Raw genomic sequence first — 17,117 nt, forward strand, 5'->3', positions numbered from 1 at the left:
AGTTTATTCCGATTGTTCAACGTAGAAACCTTTTACTAGCATCAAATTCCCACGAATAATATCTAGCTAAAGTTAAGGGGAAGTGAACGCGACGCTAAACTCGCATGCACAATCGTGGATTGGCGGGTAGACCTTTGCGGTCACCACTCAGCGTTCTTCAGGCCAATTGGGGCCTTGGTGCGCCGCGGCGGTATCCGGTTGATGGCCGGAGGATTCCGCAGAAATGCTCGCGGTAAAAAGCGCGGCCAGCGCCACTGCTGAAGCCGCCGCCGAATCCCTGCGCTTGTTATTTTCCACACATTTAAACTAGCGCGTATTGCGCGCCATGAAAAGTGCTAGTCCAATGCGGGGCTAGCGTCACCCCTCACTCGTAGCTGGCGGCGCGCGGCAAGGCTTCGCGGTAGGCTAGTGGGGAACTTTTACTCGCATAGAAATAAGGGGACACGCTAGATAATGATCCAATTCGTCTTCGGCGCCGCAGCAGGATACGTTTTTGGCACTAAGGCTGGCCGCAAGCGCTACCACCAGATCAAGGGCGCCTACGAAAAGGCCGTCAACTCCCCCGTGACTAAGTCTGCCGTCACCTCGGCGCGCAAGGCGGTGGCTAATCGCCTGGACCCGGAACCGCGCATGCGCGAGGTTCGCGATTTGTCCTCCAAGCGCAAGGGCAAGGGCCGGCTGCGCGGATCGCAGGTGGATAATGCGGACCGCATTTATGAGCCCGATGAGGACTAGGCCGGTAGCAAGCTAACCTTTAGGCCTCTCCCCTCCCCGCGGCACGCACTTTATTTGAGCTCGTGTCGAGGGGAGATTTTTATGCTTGGGGAGGCGTGCCGCGGAAGGCGCGGTCATTAAGCTCGCGGCGGGCCTGCTCGAGGGCAACGAGGTCGGCGAAGAGCGAGTTATAGCTGGCCTCATCATCGGAGGGACGCATGCGGCCGAGGCGGGCCTTGAGCTGGGCTATCTGATCGCCCACCACGGTCTCTTGCAGGCGGGAAAGTACGGAGTCGGCGTATTTTTCGGGGCCGACGTCGGTAGGCAGGATTGCTTCCACGGCGAGCTCGGAGACGAAATTGCGGCCGGTGAGGTCCTGCATCTCGCCGGCTACTGCGGCAATCCATTCCACGGCGGGCATGGACGCACCCTGGGCGGCGCCGCCGGCGGTGGAAATTGCCTGGCGGACGAGGCGGTAGGCGTCGTTAGTATAGGCGTCGGCAGTAATGCCATCGAAGTACGAGCCCGCCACCTGCGGCATCTGCAAGGCCAGCTTGAGGGCCTCGCGCTGTGGCCACAGGTGGGTTTCCTTGGGGCTCGGCGGATGGATCATCGGCACGTCCTGCTGCGCCGGCTGCTGCTTCGCGTTGTCGAAGCGGCGGATGGTGGGCTTTTCGGCCTTCTTGGGCTTGCGCGCCTCCGCGCGGACCTGCTGGAGGACCTCCTCCGGATTGGCCCAACCCACCCAACCGGCGAGGCGGCGGGCGTACTCGCGCTGGAGGGGCTGATCGCGGATCTGCGCCACCACGGGGACTGCGCGGCGCAGGGCCTGCAGGCGCCCCTCCGCGGTATCGATGCGGTACTCCGCGATGACGGATTGGATGACGAACTCGAACATGGGGATTCGGTCCGCGATGAGCTCGCGCACTGCGGCATCGCCCTTCTGTAAACGCAGATCGCACGGGTCCATGCCGTCAGGCGCCACGGAGACGAAGGACTGGCCGGTGAATTTCTGCTCACCGTCAAAAGCGCGCATGGCGGCCTTCTGCCCTGCCTCATCGCCGTCGAAGGTATAGATGAGCTCGCCGTTGAAGTAGGAATCATCCAGCATCAGTCGGCGCAGCACCTGGAGGTGCTCCCCGCCAAAGGCGGTGCCGCACGATGCCACTGCGGTCTTCACACCGGCGGCGTACATGGCCATGACGTCCGTATAGCCCTCGACCACCACTGCCTGGTGGTTATCGGCAATATTGCGCTTGGCCAGATCGAGACCGAAGAGCACCTTGGACTTGTGATAGAGCATGGTCTCGGGGGTGTTCATGTACTTGCCGAGCTTGTCGTCGTCGAAAAGCTTGCGGGCGCCAAAGCCAATGACGTTGCCGGAAAGGTCCTTGATGGGCCACAGCAGGCGGCGGTGGAAGCGGTCAATGGGGCCGCGCTTGCCCATCTTGGAAATGCCGGCCGCCTCCAGTTCCTCGAAGGAAAAGCCTAGGCGCAGCAGGTGCTTGGTGGCGGTATCCCAGCCCTCCGGCGCATAGCCGCACTCAAAGTCATAGATGACCTCGCGGGAAAAGCCGCGATCCAGCAGAAAGTCCCGGGCGGTAGCGGCCTGCGGGGTCTCCAATTGCTGGCGGTAGAACTCGTGCGCGGCCTTATTCGCGGCGATGAGGCGCTGGCGGGTACCAGGCTTCTCATTGCGCGCGCCCGTGGAACCGCCCTGGTAGTTGATGTGGTAGCCGATCTTCTGCGCTACCGCTTCCACTGCTTCTGGAAAGGAAACCTGCTCCATTTCCATCAGGAAGCTAAAGACATCGCCGCCCTTGCCGGTGGAAAAGCAGTGATAGTAGCCGCGCTGCGGGCGTACGTGGAAGGACGGGGTCTTTTCATCCTTGAAGGGGCTGAGCCCCTTGAGCGAATCGTGTCCGGCGGGCTTGAGCTGGACGTACTCGCCCACGATCTCTTCTAAAGGCGCGCGTTCACGGATAGCTTGAATGTCGCTGTCCGGAATTCTGCCTTTTGCCATGCGTACAGACTACCCCGCGCGCGGCGGGAATGTTCAAATGGCTGGGCCAGGATGGTGTGGTGCCTGTGAGTTCACGGTTTGGGCGGAAACTACCCTCTGATGGGGTGTATTCCGCATGCCTTTACCTACCCCCGTGACGGGGGAATTTTTGGCCTTGTTGGGAGTACCGGCCGATTTCGGTATTCACCGCTACACCTGCAAGAATAAAGGTATGCCCAAGTCCCAAGCGTCTAAGAAATCGCTCCCAGTAGCCCTCGGCGGCCTTGCGCTTGCCGTCGTTGCAGGCTACTTCGGCTTCGACCTCGGCGGCGATGGCGATTCCCCTGCTTCTTCGCCGTCCGAGTCCGCAGGCGGCGCTAAGGCTGGCGACGCCGATACTTGCGAGATGTCTTCCCTCCCTGCCGAGGCGAACGACACCGCGAACGATATTTTGGCCGGTGGCCCCTATGACTACCCGGATAATGACAACGCCCGCTTTGGCAACTACGAGGGACGCCTGCCGCAGCAGGACAAGAATTACTACCGCGAATACACGGTAGAAACCCCGGGCAGCAAGAACCGCGGCGCCCGCCGCATCATCACTGGCGGCGGCAGCGAGACCGACCCGGACGTGTGGTACTACACCGATGACCACTATGAAAGCTTCTGTTCTATCCCAGACGCGGAGGAGTAATAATGCAACGCATCCTCATTACTGAACACATCCGCACCCGCGCGGACTTCTTCAACGCGCTTGGCCGCACTCGCGGCTGCGAGGACTGCGGCCCCCGCAACCTCGATGACCTGGCGGACTTCCTGCGCGAGCAGCGCACCACCGTCATCATTGCCTCCGACATGGAAATCGCGGACGCGGAGTTGGAGGGCGTTGCCACCGTTTTGGAGGATCAGGGCGTGAAGTTGGTGCGCTAGCGACTCGGGCCCTAGGACTAAGACTGGGGCTGGGGCGTTAGGTCCATAGATATCAGGCCGAATTGAGGGTTGTGAGCTCTCAATTCGGCCTTTTCGCGCTCAGATCGGCCTGATGAGTTTCGACCTAACTCTAGCGGTGCTGGGTGGGCCAGGTTTAGCTGAGGAACCCAGACAGCTCCGCGCTCCGCCGAGCCAGGCGCTCCAGTCGCGATTCGGTCATGGAGGCAATTTGGTCGATGATGGCGCGGTCGCGGGCTGCGTCGGTATCGGCCTGCTCCCACCACAGGCGGAAGGTGGCATCGAGGGAGCCGGGGGCGCCGGCTACCAGGTAGTCGTAGACGCGGTAGATGCGCTCGCGCTGGCGGTCTTGGCGTGCGAGGTGGGCGGGCTCGTCCATGACGTAGAGGACGGCGATGGTTTTGAGCAGCTTGACTTCGGCTTCGGCTTGCTTGGGAACGATGAGGTCGCCGTGCATGCGGCCAAGGCTATTGGAGGCGATGAGTTCGGCATTGGCCTCGCTGGTGGCGCCAACGGTTGCGCCGACATAGCGGCCGACGAGCTCGGAGGTCATCTTCTTCAGGTTGGCGTAGTCGCGCAAGGAATAGTCAAAGTCACCGATGGCGTTGATGACGCTTAAGTTGCGCAGGCTATCGGCTGCTTCTAGGAGCTCGTCGGCGGTGCCGCCGAAGGCCTTGGCGCCCTTTTCTGCTAGTTGGGCCAGCTCCACCAAGTCCCAGAGCACGCTCAAAGAGATGCGCCGGGAGATGATGCCATCTTCCACGTCGTGCACGGAGTAGGCGATGTCATCGGACCAGTCCATGACCTGGGCCTCGATGCACTTGCGGTTATCGGTATGGCCCTCGCGCAGCCAGTCCAATAGGTGCGCGTCTTCGTCGTAGGCGCCGTACTTGCGGTTGGTGGTGCCATCCGGGTTGGTCTTTGTCCACGGGTATTTGCAGGCGCCGTCGAGTGCCGCGCGGGTGAGGTTGAGTCCAAAGCTTTGGGGTTCGCCGCGGGCATCGTCCACGATGACCTTCGGCTCCAAGCGGGTGAGGATGCGCAGGGTTTGGGCGTTGCCCTCGAAGCCGTTGAGGGCGACCTCGTTGAGCGCATTCTCGCCATTGTGACCATAGGGCGGGTGGCCGATGTCATGGGTCAGGCCGGCCATATCGCAGAGATCGGGATCGAGGCCCAGCCCGGAGCCGATGCTGCGCGCGATTTGGCCGACCTCCAGGGAGTGGGTCAGCCGGGTACGCGGGGTATCGCCGTCGCGCGGGCCGACGACCTGCGTTTTATCCGCTAGCCGGCGCAGAGCGGCCGAGTGCAGCACGCGGGCGCGGTCACGGGCGAAGAGCCCGCGGTGCTCCTCCACGGGGTGGAAGGCTGAGCCCTTCGGCTTTTCATCGGCCAGGCGGGCAAAGTCGGCGGCGGAATAAGAATAGGACACGGCCTCAAGTTTATTCCGTGAACTGGCCTTTGGGGTGAGCAACGTGGCCGCCTAGTTTTTAGCAGGCTGCGGGCCTTTCACAAAGTTGCTGCCCACAGCAGCCAAGCCCACAACTACCACTAGGAAAAGTATGAGTCCAAACGGGACAGCTGGAAAGTGCAGTACAAGTTTATGCGATATATAAGAATGCATATATGAGCCCAGTAGAGCGGCTGATCCTAGCGATAAGGCCAAAGCAAAAGCCGAAGGCAAACAATTAGCCAATTTCCTGTTCCTGTGCGCTTCAGCAACTGAGACGCCTTGTTCCCAAATGGTCTTAGTGAAGCGAATGAGCCGACCTTGTTGAGCCAACGCCAGTCCGAAGATGAGAACTGCTCCCCCAACAATCACGTAGGCGAACAACGGGATAAATTCGCTTGTACCAGTACCGTTTGGACCGTAAAGCAACGTTGAGGGTAGGTTTTCTGCCCATTGCTGAGCACCTACAACCTCCATCTCTTGACTATCGCTCAATTCGACTTGTTTCGAAAAAATTGCTACAGCATACCCTTCATCTTTCCTTTCGCCCGCTCCCCAAGTAGGCTCTGCTTCAGCATTAAAGGATTTATCCCATGGCCGCATCCACGTTTGATCAAATGGAGATCGGGGGTCCGTCTCAACTACTCCTTGGTCTTTGACCAAGGAACCTACTGCTCCGTTCCTATCTTCTACTAGTGCAAAGACAGCTCCGTCTTCCATAGTGGAAGGCTGGAGCTCTCCCGAGTCTTGGACAGCAGGAACCCAGCTAAGAACTCCTAGGCAATCTGCGGCGTGGTCCTGACAAAAGTTTTTAGCGGCGGAGGTGCCGAAAGTTTGTCCATCCTGCTGCGCCCCTACATAGACGTCCCTTACATTGTCAGCCAACTCTTCTCTTGCTGAGTAGAGGGCTGAATCATTCACAATAAAAAGAATGATGGGAAACAAGATAAAAACACAAGAGACCCGCAATGTAGTAGCGGCGATAAAAGACCGCGCATACCGGACTCCTAAAATCGGAGGATCCCATCCCCTAATCTTGAGGGAGAGATATTCGGCGAAATATAAGACAACTGCGTAGAAAAATACAGAAGCAGCACTCACCAAGAAGGGGACGCAGTAGACGAAAATCATCGGCCACCTACTAGACGGATCCGCCTGGGGCATCGCCACAAATCCCACCAGCAATACAACACTGGCCGCTATCCCTAGAGGATATCGAAGGAGTTCTGCAGCCCGCGGATTCCTTGGATTTGGATCTATGCGAGCTGGGCCTTGGCTCAAATCTTCCAAAACTCTCGTCTCCTGTTGGAAAGGAACGAAACTCAGGAAAGCGATCGCGCACCATGAGATCACAGCGACGAGCAGCGGTGAAGGAAGTCCTTGTGGAAGATCAATGCCAAAACCCGAATATAGAACCAAGAAGATTGGCTTCATTAGCACTGGAACCAGAACTGCGCTAACTATTGAAAAGAAAAAATAAACTATAAGTAGCTCAAGAAATAACGCTCGCCGAATTCGTTTTAATGCTAACCCAAATAAACGAAGGGCCTCATAGTGGTGGCGCCTCCCCTCCACCACATGCCTTAAGCTGTATTTGAGTGCCAGAGTAAAGGGAATGATCGATACGAGAGCCGAATACATCAGCCCCATTGCCATAGATTCGGCTACTTTGTCCGCCGCTACAGTGCAGACTAACAGACAGACAAAGAAGATGAGCACAAACGAGGTAGCTAGTAGCGGGATACTCTCCACAAATGTGCTTTTACGGATCTTCGCTTCCACAGCGCGAAAATTCATTGGTTTACCCCGATTTCCAAAACCTGATCACAAAACTGCGCTAAACGGTCATCGTGGGAAACTACCAAGGCGATTGCGTGGTTTCTTACAATGTAATTATGCAGATATCGCAACACTGAATATGCGTTGTCCTCATCCAATGCACTCGTCGGTTCGTCTGCGAAAACGAGTTGGGGCTTTTTAGACATTGCCGTTGCTATGGCCGCACGTTGGCGTTGTCCCCCTGAAAGCTCGTGCGGTAGAGAGGCTCCGTATTCACTCATATTGAGTTGAGCTAGCAAAGAGCTATTAGCGTCCGAGTCCGCAGTTACTCCGCTTAGCCCTTGCGCGAAGGAAAGGTTTTCGGCGACTGTCAAACAGGGCACTACGCCGGAATCTTGAAACACTATTCCCATCGATTTAGCTCGAAATTTATCTCTGTTTCGAGCGGATGAGCTCCATAAATCATGTCCGAAAATATTGACGGTTCCTGATGTTGGCTTCTGGAGTCCAGAGATAACGCGAAGCAGCGTCGATTTGCCGGACCCAGAGGTACCTCGAATCCAAGTAAGGGTCCCCGGCTCATGCACAGAGTTGATAGAGAATAGCGGACTACTTTTCCTGCCTAGCTTCACAGATATGTTTTCCAGTTTTAACACGCTTTCCTCCTGAGGCTTCGTAGCATTTCAGCGCTGACCAACATGGCTCGGTGTTATTTCCTGATGTAGCGGAAAAGAAACCCTTCTCCCATAGAAATGTTTCGTCAGCCTGCAGAATATCATGCGATCTTTCTTATCGCCGTGGAAAAGTATCCCTATCTTCCTGCTGGATCGTCTGATGCCGCAGCTTCTGATTGGGGCGCAGCACTTGCTCCACGCGGTAGAAACCATTGCGCAGCGCCGCGGCGCCGCGCGGTGGCAAAAGGCCGGCCAGCAGTGCGTAGGCTACGCCACCGGTCTCGTGGGCAAGATAGCGCCACCAGGGCTTAGAAAAGCGCGCGGCCGGGTAATACGGCGTGCCGGAGATGGTGGCCGTGATGCCCTCTTGGCGGGCGATGAGTGCGGTGCGCAGGCGGTGGAGGGGATCGGTGATGATGGTGGCGTCGGAAAGCGCGAAGGCTTCCTTGACCGCGCTGAGGGAGCTGCGGGTATCCATGCCCTCCTCCACCGCGTGCACGGTCAGGTGCGGGAAGTGCTCGCGCAGGTAGGTGCGGCCGACGCCGGCCTCAGTAAACCTATCCCCGGGCAGCTTGCCGCCCACGGTGATGACCTCCAGTCCCTCGGCGGTGGCGAGCTCGCCGGCGTGGCGCAGGCGGCCGGTCAGGATGCGGGAGGGGCGGCCATCGTATTGGGCGGTTCCTAAAACAATTGCGTACTTCACTGCCCCACTACATTACCTGCCAGAGCGCAAAGTTAAGCCGGTAAAGTGGTGGGCATGAATTTGAGTGCACGTTTGGGCCGCGCGGCCATTGCCGCTTTCATTTTAGGCTGCACCTCCGTCGGTGCGGGGTCTGCCTTCGCCGCCGAGACCACCACGGTGGCGCAGGGCACCGATACGGCAGCCCTAACGGAAAAGGTTACCGATGATGCGGGTGTATTAAGCACCCAAGAGAAGGCCGAGCTCAGGGAGAAGATTGGCCAACTGCAAAAGGACAAGCACTTAACGCTCTTTGTCTATATCACCGACGAGCTGGGCACGGATCCGGAGAGCTTTGCCGGCCAGGCGGTCAAGGACAAGGGACCGAATTCCGCGGTCTACGCGCTATCCATCAATGACCGCAAGATGGGCGTACAGACCGGCGATGCATGGCCCAAGGGCCGGCTGGACCAGATGTATGACGCGGCCTATGACAAGCTGGCCAGCGACGAGTACGGGGCTTCGGCCCTCGCGCTTGCTGATGCCGCCTTGGGCAACTCCCCCGCCTCCGATTCCTCCGACTCCTCTGGCCTGGCGTGGCTGGGCGGTGGCGCGGCCGCCATCGTCGCCGCCGGTGGCGGAATCATGTACTACTCGCGCCGCAACACCAAGAAGAATAATGCGCAGACGCTGGAATCCGCCCGCGAGATCGCCCCGGGCGATACCGATCAGCTAAACCGCCTCCCGCTGGAGACTTTGGACCAGCTGGCCCAGGAGGAGTTGGTCTCTACCGATGAGTCCATCCGCCGCGGCAAGGAGGAACTTAATATCGTGCTCTCCGAGTTCGGCCCCGAGCGCGTGCGCCCGTTTACCAAGGCGATGAACCACTCCACTTCTACCCTGCAAAAGGCCTTCCACCTGCGCCAGCGCCTGGATGATGCCGTGCCGGAGTCCCCGGCCGAGCGCCGCCAGATGCTGGTAGAAATCGTCTCCTCCTGCGGTCAGGCCGATGACGCCCTGGATGCGCAGTCCGAGGAGTTTGCCAAGATGCGCGACTTGCTCATCCACTCCGATGAAAAGCTGGACGAGCTCACCCAGCGCACCGTGGGCCTGCGCGCCCGCCTGCCGGAGGCCGAGTCCACGCTGGCTGGCCTGAAGTCCAACTATGACGAGCACGTGCTCTCCTCCATTGCCGATAACCCCGAGCTTGCCGCCGCTTCGCTCGATGAGGCCGAGAAACTGCTCGACAAGGCCCGTGGGGTCCAGGCCCAGCCGGCCGGCCAGCAGGGCCCGCTGGTGGGACTTATTCGCGATATCGAGCACGCCTGCGAGATGACGGATCGCCTCATTTCCGGCGTGGAAAATGCCGAGGAAAATATCGCCACCGCCCGCGGCAACCTCGAGGCGCTTATCGCCGAGGTCGAGGGCGAGATCAACGAGGCCCGCGAACTTGAACGGCAAGGCAAGGCCCAGGGAACCACCGCGGATTGGGACAAGCTCGAAGATCTGCTCGGTCGCGCCGGCACCGCCGTCAACGAAGCCAAGGCCCACGGCCAACAGGATCCGCTGGGCCAGCACACCGCGCTGACCTCCATCGATACCGAGCTGGATGAAGCACTCGACCGCGTGCGGGAAAAGACTTCCACCCACGCGCGCCAGCTAGACCTCTTCCGCCAGCAGATTTCCGTGGCGGAATCCAATATCCAGGCCGCAGAAGACCTCATTTCCTCCCGCGGGCGCATCATCGGCTCGGGTGCGCGCACCGCGCTTGCCGATGCCAAACGTCTCCACGCCCAAGCCCTCCACACCGAGCGCAGCGATATCCGCGCCGCTCTCCAGTCCTCCCGCGAAGCGGTGGCCGCGGCCCAGGCGGCGCTGCAGCGCGCCAAGGAAGACATCGACGAGCACCGTCGCCACCAGCAGCGCCAGCAGATGGGCAACGCCGCCGGCAATGTCGTGACCGGTATGGTCCTTGGCCAAATGCTCGGCGGCGGCCGCGGCTTCGGCGGTGGATTCGGAGGCGGCGGCTTCGGTGGAGGCAGCTTCGGCGGCGGTGGCGGCGGAGGCGGCTTCCGCGGCGGCTCCTTCTAGGCCTCCCAGCCCAGACCGCTCCACGGTCCGGAAGCCAGGCAGCCCTCCAGTCCGGCTCTAGGCTCGCACGGGCAGCTCGGCTCGCGGCGCTGGGCTAGGTGCGGAGGGTGCGCGGGGCGGCGTCGAGAAGCGCGCAGGCGTAGCTCAAGAAGATGGCGTCGAGCTCCGGCAGATCGCCCACGCTCACGCGCAGTCCATCGCCGGCCGGCGCGGTGCTGGCAACCTCGGCGCCCGTGCCGCGGGCCACGATGCGGCGCTCGCGGCGGAAGGGGTTGCGGCGCTCGAGAAGGTACTCGCGGTCGGCGCAGGTCGCGCGCAGGCGGGTGACGGTAATCCCGGCCTGGGTGACCGAGAAATCCTCGCCCGCGGCGGTCTGCGCGCGCAGGAAGAACCGCGGGGAGGAAGAATCCAGCGAGGATTCTACTGCGAGGCGCTCGCCGGCCGCGGTGGCAAGCACGCCGTCGCGCACGGAGGCAAGCTCGTGCCCCTCGGCGTTGGTGAGAGCGCCCGCGCGCCAGGTCCACTGGATAGTCATTAGAGGACGAATAGCGCGACGAGGGCGACGATGGATGCCAGGACCAAGGTGATGATCCAGGCCCAGGCTTTGCCCTGGGTATTGGCATCCAGGATGACGCGGGTAAACCAGCTCAGGCCGGCGATTTCCGCGGTGGTCAGGCCCTCGGCATCGTGCTCGAATTCGAGGATGGCCTTGCGCACGCCGGAATTGCGGGCGGTAAACTGCCCTACCTTTTCGTCATCGACGTCATCGATGATCCAGTCGCCGCTGTTTTCGTTGATGAAGGTGAAGGTGCGGCCGTTGAGCGATGCCTCCAGGCGCTTGTCGCGGCCGGGGCGGCCGGCGAGGCGGTAAATGGAGCCGTCGGCAAGCGTGGCAGAAGCGCCAAGGTCACTGACCTCGGTGCGCCAGAAGTGGCCGTCCACCTCCGCGGAATGCTCCGAGAATACGCCCAGCTGCTCCGGGCCTTCCTCGGCCAAGAGCACGGGCTTTGCGCGGTCGGAGCGATCCCAGCTGGTGTAATGCATTACTAGCACCCAATCAGGCGGGCGGCGAGGTAAGCCTCGAGGTCATCGAGCTTCACGCGCTCCTGCTCCATGGTGTCGCGCTCGCGCACGGTCACGGCATCGTCCTCGAGGGTGTCGAAGTCGAAGGTGACGCAGAACGGGGTGCCGATCTCATCCTGGCGGCGGTAGCGGCGGCCGATGGCACCGGAGACGTCAAAGTCCACGTTCCAGTGTGCGCGCAGCTTATCGGCCAGCTTGCGGGCCGGCTCGGAAAGCTCTTCCTTCTTGGACAGCGGCAGGACGGCCACCTTGATCGGTGCCAGGCGGCGGTCCAGGCGCAGGACCACGCGCTTATCGGTGCCGCCCTTGGCGTTGGGAGCCTCTTCCTCGTCGTAGGCATCCACCAGGAAGGCCATCATGGAACGGCCCAGGCCGGCGGCCGGCTCGATGACGTACGGAATCCAGCGCTCCTCGTTGGCCTGGTCATAGTAGGACAGATCCTCGCCCGAGCCCTTGGCGTGAACGGACAGGTCATAGTCCGTGCGGTTGGCCACGCCTTCCAGCTCGCCCCACTTGGAGCCCTTGAAGCCAAAGGCGTACTCCACGTCCACGGTGCGCTTGGAGTAGTGGGAGAGCTTTTCCTTCGGGTGCTCGTACAGGCGCAGGTTTTCTTCCTTAATGCCCAGGTCCACGTACCAGTTGTAGCGGTCATCAATCCAGTACTGGTGCCACTCTTCGTCCTCGCCCGGCTTGACGAAGAACTCCATCTCCATCTGCTCGAACTCGCGGGTACGGAAGATGAAGTTGCCTGGGGTGATCTCGTTGCGGAAGGACTTGCCGATGTTCGCGATGCCAAACGGCGGCTTCATGCGCGAGGAGGTCATCACGTTCTTGAAGTTAACGAAGATGCCCTGTGCGGTTTCCGGACGCAGGTAGTGCAGGCCTTGCTCATCGTCCACCGGGCCCAGGAAGGTCTTGAGCAGACCGGAGAAGGCCTTCGGTTCGGTCCAGTCACCCGGCTGGCCGGTTTCTGGGTCATTGATATCTGCCAGGCCGTTTTCTGGCTCGTGGCCGTGCTTTTCCTCGTAGGCCTCAATAAGGTCGTCGGCACGGTAGCGCTTGCCGGTGTGGCGGGATTCCACCAGCGGGTCAGAAAAGACCTCGACGTGACCGGAGGATACCCAGACCTGGCGCGGCTGGATGACGGAGGTATCTACGCCCACGACGTCTGCGCGGGACTGCACCATGTGGCGCCACCACTGGCGCTTGATGTTTTCCTTGAGCTCTACACCAAGAGGGCCGTAATCCCACGCGGAGCGGGAACCGCCGTAAATTTCACCTGCCTGGTAGACCAAGCCGCGGCGCTTACACAGGTTTACAACGGTATCGATGACGGATGCCATTAGTTTTCGGACTCCTCTGGTAGGGGACAGTCTTGACAATCTCGTTCAGTCTAACCCGAAGCGCTTCCCGGCGGTGGGATTGGGGCATGAATTTAATCTGAAATAAATACAACGTATTGCAAGTATCGGGTAATATAAGGGTAACCGACAGGTAATAGGTATTTAATTGAAGGTGACATTCCCTATGACGACCACTTACAAGGCCCCAAATACTTCTGCGGCTGCCGGCGTTATCGCTGCCCTTGATTCGCCCCTACGCATCGCAATCATCTCCCGCTTGGCCGAGCGCGATCACTTTGTCCATGAGCTGGTCAAGGCCACCGGCAAGTCCCAGCCCCTTATCAGCCAGCACCTGCGCGTGCTCAAGCAGGCAGGCATCGTGGACTCCGAGCGCAGCGGCCGCGAGGTAACCTACTCGCTCATTGCGCCGCGGGTTTTGGACCTGCTTGCCGACGCCGCCAAGATCGCCTCCTAGCCCCTCCCCTCCTGCATAAAAAGCCGCCTGACTGTGCAGTTATTGAAAAAGCACTGATAATATTGCGGTCATGGCTTTACACGACAGTATTCCCAAACTAGGCGCGCGCAATACCAAGCAGCGCACCGCAGTGGTTGAGGTACTGCGGGAAATGGAGAAATTCGCCTCCGCCAAGGAGATCTACCACGAGCTCCAAGAACGTGAGGAAAAGGTGGGCCTGACCACCGTGTACCGCACCCTGCAGTCCCTGACCGATATCGATGCGGTGGACGCCCTCCACATGCCCAATGGCGAAACCCTGTACCGCCATTGCGATACCGATGCCCACCACCACCACTTGGTATGCACCAAGTGTGGCCGCACCGAGGAGATCGACGGCGGCCCGATTGAAAAGTGGGCCACCTCCGTAGCGAAGGAGTATGGCTTCGAGCTCACCGGCCACGATGCCGAGGTCTTTGGCATCTGCAGCGACTGCGCCGCCTCTGCCTAATCGCGCTCGCGCTTCCCCTCAGGGTCGCCCCTCCCCCTCACCTCAGCCTCCAGTTACCGGCGGCTGAGGTTTTTCTTTTGCGCTACTTCTTCACGCCACCGAAGCGGCGGTCGCGCCGCGCATACTCCTCGATGGCGGCGAAGAGGTCCTCCGGAGTGAAGTCCGGGAAGAGTTTGTCTTGGTAAATCATCTCCGCGTAGGCGGACTGCCAGAGCAGGAAGTTTGAGGTGCGCTTCTCACCGGACGGGCGCAGGAAGAGATCCACGTCCGGCATGCTCGGGTCATAAAGATGCTGCGCGATGGTTTCTTCCTTGATATCGCGCGGGTTGAGCTCGCCCGCGGCCACCTGCTTGGCGATGTCCCTAAAGCCATCTACCAGCTCTGCCCTACCGCCGTAATTCACGCACATGGCCAAGGTCATCTTGGTATTGTCCTTGGTCAGCTCCTGGGCAGCCTCGAGCTCTTTAATAACCGAGCGCCACAGGCGCGGGCGGCGGCCCGCCCACACCACCCGCACGCCGCGCTCATTGAGCCACTCGCGCTGACGGCGCAGCACGTCGCGGTTAAAGCCCATGAGGAAGCGGACCTCCTCCGGGCTGCGGCGCCAATTCTCCGTGGAGAAGGCATAGGCCGAAAGGTAGGGAACGCCGGCGGCGAGGCAAGCATCGACGACGTCGAGAAGCACGGCTTCTCCGCGCCTATGCCCCTCGGTGCGCTTCATGCCTTTTTCCTGGGCCCAGCGGCCGTTGCCGTCCATGACCAACGCAATGTGGCGCGGCATGAACTCGTCCGGGATATTCGGCGGGGTCAAAGTGCGGTTCGGGTCTGGCGTAATCACGGGCTATATTCTACTGCTCCATAACCTGCAATGCGGAAACATTGCGCTCCATGTGCCACTGCAGGTGCGCCCGCGCTAGGCGATGCCCCTCCTGTTTCTGCGCATTCGTCGGATTCGTCGGGTGATTATGCGCCAAAAGCCACAGGTGATGCAGGGTTTCCGGGTCTACCTCGGCCGCGCCTGGCGGACGGCATTCGTGGCACGCCGCGCCGCCTACCGCCGGGTGAAAGGCGTGGTGCGGGCCCGGCCGGTTGCACTGGGCGCAGTTAAACAGGCTCGGCACCCAACCTGCATGCGCCATGGCCTGCAGTAAGAAGGCATCCAGCGCCATGGTCGGGTCCGCGGTTTGCAGCTGCTCCAAGGTCGCGGTGACGGAGTCGTAGAGGTAGGGGTCTTGGGCGGCGTCGGCAAACGCAAGGCGCTCGGCCGATTCCAGCACCGCGCACGCGGCCGTGTAGCGCTCATAGTCCTCAATGAGGCGCGCGCCAAAATAGTCGACCGTATCCGCCTGGGAAATGGTAGCCAGATTCTTGCCCACATACAGCTGGACATCGAGGTTGACGAAGAGCTGCAGGCGCGAACCAAAGCGCGACTTGGCGCGGCGCACGCCTTTGGCCACCGCGCGCACGAGGCCATGATCGCGGGTAAGCAGGACTATAACGCGATCAGCCTCACCAAAGTCATAGCTGCGGATGACCACTGCGCGGTCACGATAGTTCTCGCGCATAGTGGTTTAGAACCCGAGCCTACCCAGCGACTTCGGGTCAGACTGCCAATTCTTCAGCACCTTGATGCGCAGATCCAGGTACACATTGTGGCCGAGCAGCTCGATAATCTCCTTGCGGGCATTGCCCACAATGCGACGGAAGCGCAGGCCATCCTTGCCCTCGATAATGCGCTTTTGGCCGGGGCGCTCCAGGTACAAAATGGCGTGGATATCCAGCACACCCTCGCGGGTGCGCGACGGCAGCATCTCATCGACCTGCACCGCCACCGAGTGCGGCAGTTCCGCCTTCAAGCCGGATAGGGCGGCTTCACGGATGAGTTCCTCGATGCGCTTTTCCTGGCCCTCATCGGTGATGTGGTCATCCGGGTAGAACTTCGGGCCTTCTGGCAGGTGGTCCACGATGACCTGCACCAGCTCATCAAGCTGCACGCCCTCCTTGGAGGAAACCGGGATGACTACCGCATTCGGGTCATCCTGGGAGAGCAGCTCGTGCAGGGCCAGCAGCTGCGCGCCAACCTGGTCCTTGCTGGCCTTATCCAGCTTGGTGACGATGCCGATGATCGGGGTCTTTGGCGCGATGGAGCGCACGTTTTCTAGGATCCAGCGGTCACCCGGGCCAATCTTTTCATCGGCTGGGATGGTCAGGCCGATCACATCCACATCGGCATAGGTATCTTTCACTACCTCGTTGAGGCGCTCGCCCAAAAGGGTGCGTGGGCGGTGCAGACCCGGCGTATCTACGACGATGACCTGGGCATCATCGCGGTGGACCAAGCCACGAATGGTATGGCGGGTGGTCTCCGGCTGGTCTGCGGTAATCGCAATCTTTTGCCCCACCAGGGCATTAGTCAGCGTGGACTTGCCGGTATTCGGACGCCCCACAAAGGATACGAAACCAGAGCGGAAACCCTCCGGGGTATCGGTGTACTGCGAATAATCAAGCGGGGCTGCCGAATTCTCGGCGCCTTCCGGCACGGCATCATCGGGGTCTTCCGGAAGACCCTCGAATGCCGCATCAAACTGTGCATCAAAATCAGAACTCATTACCCGCAATAATAGCCCACAGAGTCAAGATCTCCGATTAGTTCGCGGCCAATTCGCACCGGTGAAGCGGCATAGGACTAATCTATGGAGAAACCTCTTCTCTCCAGCGCATACCGCGCTCACTCTCCGAAAGGCTCCTCATGCCCCGCAAATCCCCTGCCCTACTTTTGGGCGCTGCCCTTACTCTCATCCTTTCCGCATGCTCCTCGCCTAATTCCGAGTCACCCGCCGAGACGAGTACTAGTTCTTCGGCTACCTCTTCTTCATCCGCCACCAGTTCTTCAAGTACGGCCTCTTCTGCCGCTACCATCAGCAGCGAAGAGAGCATGGCGGAAGAACCTGCAAAAAGCGCCGCTCCTGAGCCGGAGACCCAGCCTCAAACCGCGGCTGCCGAGCCGGAGCTGCTGTATTGCGATCCGGGAAATTTGACCATCATCGGTACATTTTCCGACGGCACGCAAAGGCCCACAGAGCTATGCGATACTCCCGCTCATCGCCGATCTGCACGCGCAGAAGGAGTGTGCGGCAGTCTAGACGGACGATATAAGTACCCCGAAGAATGGGCCGAGCTGTGCAATGGAGGCCTTCCGCCTTCAGATTCAGATTCGTTGAATGACTATGGCGACGTAGATGCTGGATACACGCCAGAGTCCGACGCAGTGTTAGATACGCCAGCCGATGCCGATACTGGTGCGGTAGAAGGCTACGAGTATTAGCGGGAAAGACCGCACGCTGGACAACGCCAAAGCCCTGCGCCCGTCGAAACGGGTGCAGGGCTTGCCG

Annotated in this window: 20 protein-coding genes; 7 read left to right on the forward strand and 13 right to left on the reverse strand. The window is 60.3% G+C overall.

Annotated elements, in window-relative coordinates; genetic code table 11:
- Nucleotides 1-147: 147 nt before the first annotated feature.
- Entirely contained in the window at nucleotides 148-297 is a 150-nt protein-coding gene (locus RAE09_RS05475) for a hypothetical protein (protein ID WP_005324243.1), read from the reverse strand.
- Nucleotides 298-453: 156 nt separating this feature from the next.
- Between RAE09_RS05475 and RAE09_RS05480 the strand changes: the two genes are divergently transcribed.
- The gene (locus RAE09_RS05480) at nucleotides 454-735 is read left to right on the forward strand and encodes a hypothetical protein (protein WP_005324241.1); all 282 of its coding nucleotides are present in this window, start codon (nucleotides 454-456) and stop codon (nucleotides 733-735) included.
- A 79-nt stretch (nucleotides 736-814) separates the two neighbouring features.
- Here RAE09_RS05480 and dnaG read toward each other — a convergent pair whose 3' ends face one another.
- Entirely contained in the window at nucleotides 815-2,737 is a 1,923-nt protein-coding gene (dnaG, locus tag RAE09_RS05485; protein ID WP_179386822.1) for a DNA primase, read from the reverse strand.
- A 211-nt stretch (nucleotides 2,738-2,948) separates the two neighbouring features.
- Between dnaG and RAE09_RS05490 the strand changes: the two genes are divergently transcribed.
- On the forward strand, nucleotides 2,949-3,410 hold the full coding sequence (locus tag RAE09_RS05490) for a ribonuclease domain-containing protein (RefSeq protein WP_040425180.1): 462 nt from the start codon (nucleotides 2,949-2,951) through the stop codon (nucleotides 3,408-3,410).
- A 2-nt stretch (nucleotides 3,411-3,412) separates the two neighbouring features.
- The gene (locus tag RAE09_RS05495; protein ID WP_005324236.1) at nucleotides 3,413-3,646 is read left to right on the forward strand and encodes a barstar family protein; all 234 of its coding nucleotides are present in this window, start codon (nucleotides 3,413-3,415) and stop codon (nucleotides 3,644-3,646) included.
- 154 nt (nucleotides 3,647-3,800) lie between these two features.
- Here RAE09_RS05495 and RAE09_RS05500 read toward each other — a convergent pair whose 3' ends face one another.
- The 4 genes from RAE09_RS05500 to RAE09_RS05510 form a co-directional block, all read right to left on the reverse strand.
- Nucleotides 3,801-5,093 carry a deoxyguanosinetriphosphate triphosphohydrolase gene (locus RAE09_RS05500; protein WP_040425179.1) on the reverse strand — a complete coding sequence of 431 codons (1,293 nt, stop codon included), beginning with the start codon at nucleotides 5,091-5,093 and terminating at the stop codon, nucleotides 3,801-3,803.
- Nucleotides 5,094-5,144: 51 nt separating this feature from the next.
- Nucleotides 5,145-6,908: an FtsX-like permease family protein gene (locus tag RAE09_RS05505; RefSeq protein WP_316981157.1), complete on the reverse strand. Its 1,764-nt coding sequence runs from the start codon at nucleotides 6,906-6,908 to the stop codon at nucleotides 5,145-5,147.
- Nucleotides 6,905-7,546, reverse strand: coding sequence for an ABC transporter ATP-binding protein (locus RAE09_RS11930; RefSeq protein WP_083798079.1), 642 nt, complete (start codon nucleotides 7,544-7,546; stop codon nucleotides 6,905-6,907). Before RAE09_RS11930 ends, RAE09_RS05505 begins: the two co-directional genes overlap by 4 nt.
- A gap of 133 nt (nucleotides 7,547-7,679) precedes the next feature.
- Nucleotides 7,680-8,267 (reverse strand): YdcF family protein, encoded by a 588-nt coding sequence (locus tag RAE09_RS05510; protein WP_316981158.1) that lies wholly within the window; start codon nucleotides 8,265-8,267, stop codon nucleotides 7,680-7,682.
- A gap of 54 nt (nucleotides 8,268-8,321) precedes the next feature.
- Between RAE09_RS05510 and RAE09_RS05515 the strand changes: the two genes are divergently transcribed.
- Nucleotides 8,322-10,334 (forward strand): TPM domain-containing protein, encoded by a 2,013-nt coding sequence (locus tag RAE09_RS05515; protein ID WP_316981159.1) that lies wholly within the window; start codon nucleotides 8,322-8,324, stop codon nucleotides 10,332-10,334.
- Between the two features lie 94 nt (nucleotides 10,335-10,428).
- Here the strand turns inward: RAE09_RS05515 and RAE09_RS05520 are convergent, their stop codons facing one another.
- The 3 genes from RAE09_RS05520 to RAE09_RS05530 are packed head-to-tail and all read right to left on the reverse strand — an operon-like array spanning nucleotide 10,429 to nucleotide 12,760.
- Nucleotides 10,429-10,869 (reverse strand): hypothetical protein, encoded by a 441-nt coding sequence (locus RAE09_RS05520; RefSeq protein ID WP_316981160.1) that lies wholly within the window; start codon nucleotides 10,867-10,869, stop codon nucleotides 10,429-10,431.
- Nucleotides 10,869-11,378: a hypothetical protein gene (locus tag RAE09_RS05525; RefSeq protein ID WP_005326456.1), complete on the reverse strand. Its 510-nt coding sequence runs from the start codon at nucleotides 11,376-11,378 to the stop codon at nucleotides 10,869-10,871. Before RAE09_RS05525 ends, RAE09_RS05520 begins: the two co-directional genes overlap by 1 nt.
- 2 nt (nucleotides 11,379-11,380) lie before the next feature.
- Nucleotides 11,381-12,760: a glycine--tRNA ligase gene (locus RAE09_RS05530; RefSeq protein ID WP_239278674.1), complete on the reverse strand. Its 1,380-nt coding sequence runs from the start codon at nucleotides 12,758-12,760 to the stop codon at nucleotides 11,381-11,383.
- A 184-nt stretch (nucleotides 12,761-12,944) separates the two neighbouring features.
- Here RAE09_RS05530 and RAE09_RS05535 point away from each other — a divergent pair, with 184 nt between their 5' ends.
- Complete coding sequence (locus tag RAE09_RS05535) at nucleotides 12,945-13,235, forward strand: ArsR/SmtB family transcription factor (RefSeq protein ID WP_005324221.1); 291 nt, start codon at nucleotides 12,945-12,947, stop codon at nucleotides 13,233-13,235.
- Nucleotides 13,236-13,305: 70 nt separating this feature from the next.
- Complete coding sequence (locus tag RAE09_RS05540) at nucleotides 13,306-13,725, forward strand: Fur family transcriptional regulator (RefSeq protein WP_005326453.1); 420 nt, start codon at nucleotides 13,306-13,308, stop codon at nucleotides 13,723-13,725.
- Nucleotides 13,726-13,807: 82 nt separating this feature from the next.
- On the opposite strand, the gene RAE09_RS05545 is transcribed toward RAE09_RS05540, so the two are convergent.
- The 4 genes from RAE09_RS05545 to RAE09_RS05560 form a co-directional block, all read right to left on the reverse strand.
- Complete coding sequence (locus RAE09_RS05545) at nucleotides 13,808-14,563, reverse strand: isoprenyl transferase (protein ID WP_005326452.1); 756 nt, start codon at nucleotides 14,561-14,563, stop codon at nucleotides 13,808-13,810.
- 10 nt (nucleotides 14,564-14,573) lie between these two features.
- Complete coding sequence (recO, locus tag RAE09_RS05550) at nucleotides 14,574-15,290, reverse strand: DNA repair protein RecO (RefSeq protein ID WP_316981161.1); 717 nt, start codon at nucleotides 15,288-15,290, stop codon at nucleotides 14,574-14,576.
- A 6-nt stretch (nucleotides 15,291-15,296) separates the two neighbouring features.
- Nucleotides 15,297-16,334, reverse strand: a complete 1,038-nt coding sequence (gene era / locus RAE09_RS05555; protein ID WP_316981162.1) for a GTPase Era — start codon at nucleotides 16,332-16,334, stop codon at nucleotides 15,297-15,299.
- 82 nt (nucleotides 16,335-16,416) lie between these two features.
- The gene (locus tag RAE09_RS05560) at nucleotides 16,417-16,662 is read right to left on the reverse strand and encodes a hypothetical protein (RefSeq protein ID WP_005324209.1); all 246 of its coding nucleotides are present in this window, start codon (nucleotides 16,660-16,662) and stop codon (nucleotides 16,417-16,419) included.
- Here RAE09_RS05560 and RAE09_RS05565 point away from each other — a divergent pair.
- Nucleotides 16,661-17,050: a hypothetical protein gene (locus RAE09_RS05565; RefSeq protein ID WP_005324208.1), complete on the forward strand. Its 390-nt coding sequence runs from the start codon at nucleotides 16,661-16,663 to the stop codon at nucleotides 17,048-17,050. The genes RAE09_RS05560 and RAE09_RS05565 overlap by 2 nt on opposite strands.
- The last annotated feature ends 67 nt before the right edge of the window (nucleotides 17,051-17,117 follow it).

This window comes from Corynebacterium tuberculostearicum, from assembly GCF_032821615.1.
In the GTDB taxonomy this organism is placed as follows: Bacteria; Actinomycetota; Actinomycetes; order Mycobacteriales; family Mycobacteriaceae; genus Corynebacterium; species Corynebacterium tuberculostearicum_H.

What these genes read in the sequence shown, in the direction of transcription:
- RAE09_RS05480 (WP_005324241.1), top strand. Translation starts at nt 454, where the DNA reads ATGATCCAATTCGTCTTCGGCGCCGCAGCAGGATACGTTTTTGGCACT.
- dnaG (WP_179386822.1), bottom strand. Translation starts at nt 2,737, where the DNA reads ATGGCAAAAGGCAGAATTCCGGACAGCGACATTCAAGCTATCCGTGAA.
- RAE09_RS05490 (WP_040425180.1), top strand. Translation starts at nt 2,949, where the DNA reads ATGCCCAAGTCCCAAGCGTCTAAGAAATCGCTCCCAGTAGCCCTCGGC.
- RAE09_RS05495 (WP_005324236.1), top strand. Translation starts at nt 3,413, where the DNA reads ATGCAACGCATCCTCATTACTGAACACATCCGCACCCGCGCGGACTTC.
- RAE09_RS05505 (WP_316981157.1), bottom strand. Translation starts at nt 6,908, where the DNA reads ATGAATTTTCGCGCTGTGGAAGCGAAGATCCGTAAAAGCACATTTGTG.
- RAE09_RS05515 (WP_316981159.1), top strand. Translation starts at nt 8,322, where the DNA reads ATGAATTTGAGTGCACGTTTGGGCCGCGCGGCCATTGCCGCTTTCATT.
- RAE09_RS05520 (WP_316981160.1), bottom strand. Translation starts at nt 10,869, where the DNA reads ATGACTATCCAGTGGACCTGGCGCGCGGGCGCTCTCACCAACGCCGAG.
- RAE09_RS05525 (WP_005326456.1), bottom strand. Translation starts at nt 11,378, where the DNA reads ATGCATTACACCAGCTGGGATCGCTCCGACCGCGCAAAGCCCGTGCTC.
- RAE09_RS05530 (WP_239278674.1), bottom strand. Translation starts at nt 12,760, where the DNA reads ATGGCATCCGTCATCGATACCGTTGTAAACCTGTGTAAGCGCCGCGGC.
- RAE09_RS05535 (WP_005324221.1), top strand. Translation starts at nt 12,945, where the DNA reads ATGACGACCACTTACAAGGCCCCAAATACTTCTGCGGCTGCCGGCGTT.
- RAE09_RS05540 (WP_005326453.1), top strand. Translation starts at nt 13,306, where the DNA reads ATGGCTTTACACGACAGTATTCCCAAACTAGGCGCGCGCAATACCAAG.
- recO (WP_316981161.1), bottom strand. Translation starts at nt 15,290, where the DNA reads ATGCGCGAGAACTATCGTGACCGCGCAGTGGTCATCCGCAGCTATGAC.
- era (WP_316981162.1), bottom strand. Translation starts at nt 16,334, where the DNA reads ATGAGTTCTGATTTTGATGCACAGTTTGATGCGGCATTCGAGGGTCTT.
- RAE09_RS05565 (WP_005324208.1), top strand. Translation starts at nt 16,661, where the DNA reads ATGGCGGAAGAACCTGCAAAAAGCGCCGCTCCTGAGCCGGAGACCCAG.
- RAE09_RS05560 (WP_005324209.1), bottom strand. Translation starts at nt 16,662, where the DNA reads ATGCTCTCTTCGCTGCTGATGGTAGCGGCAGAAGAGGCCGTACTTGAA.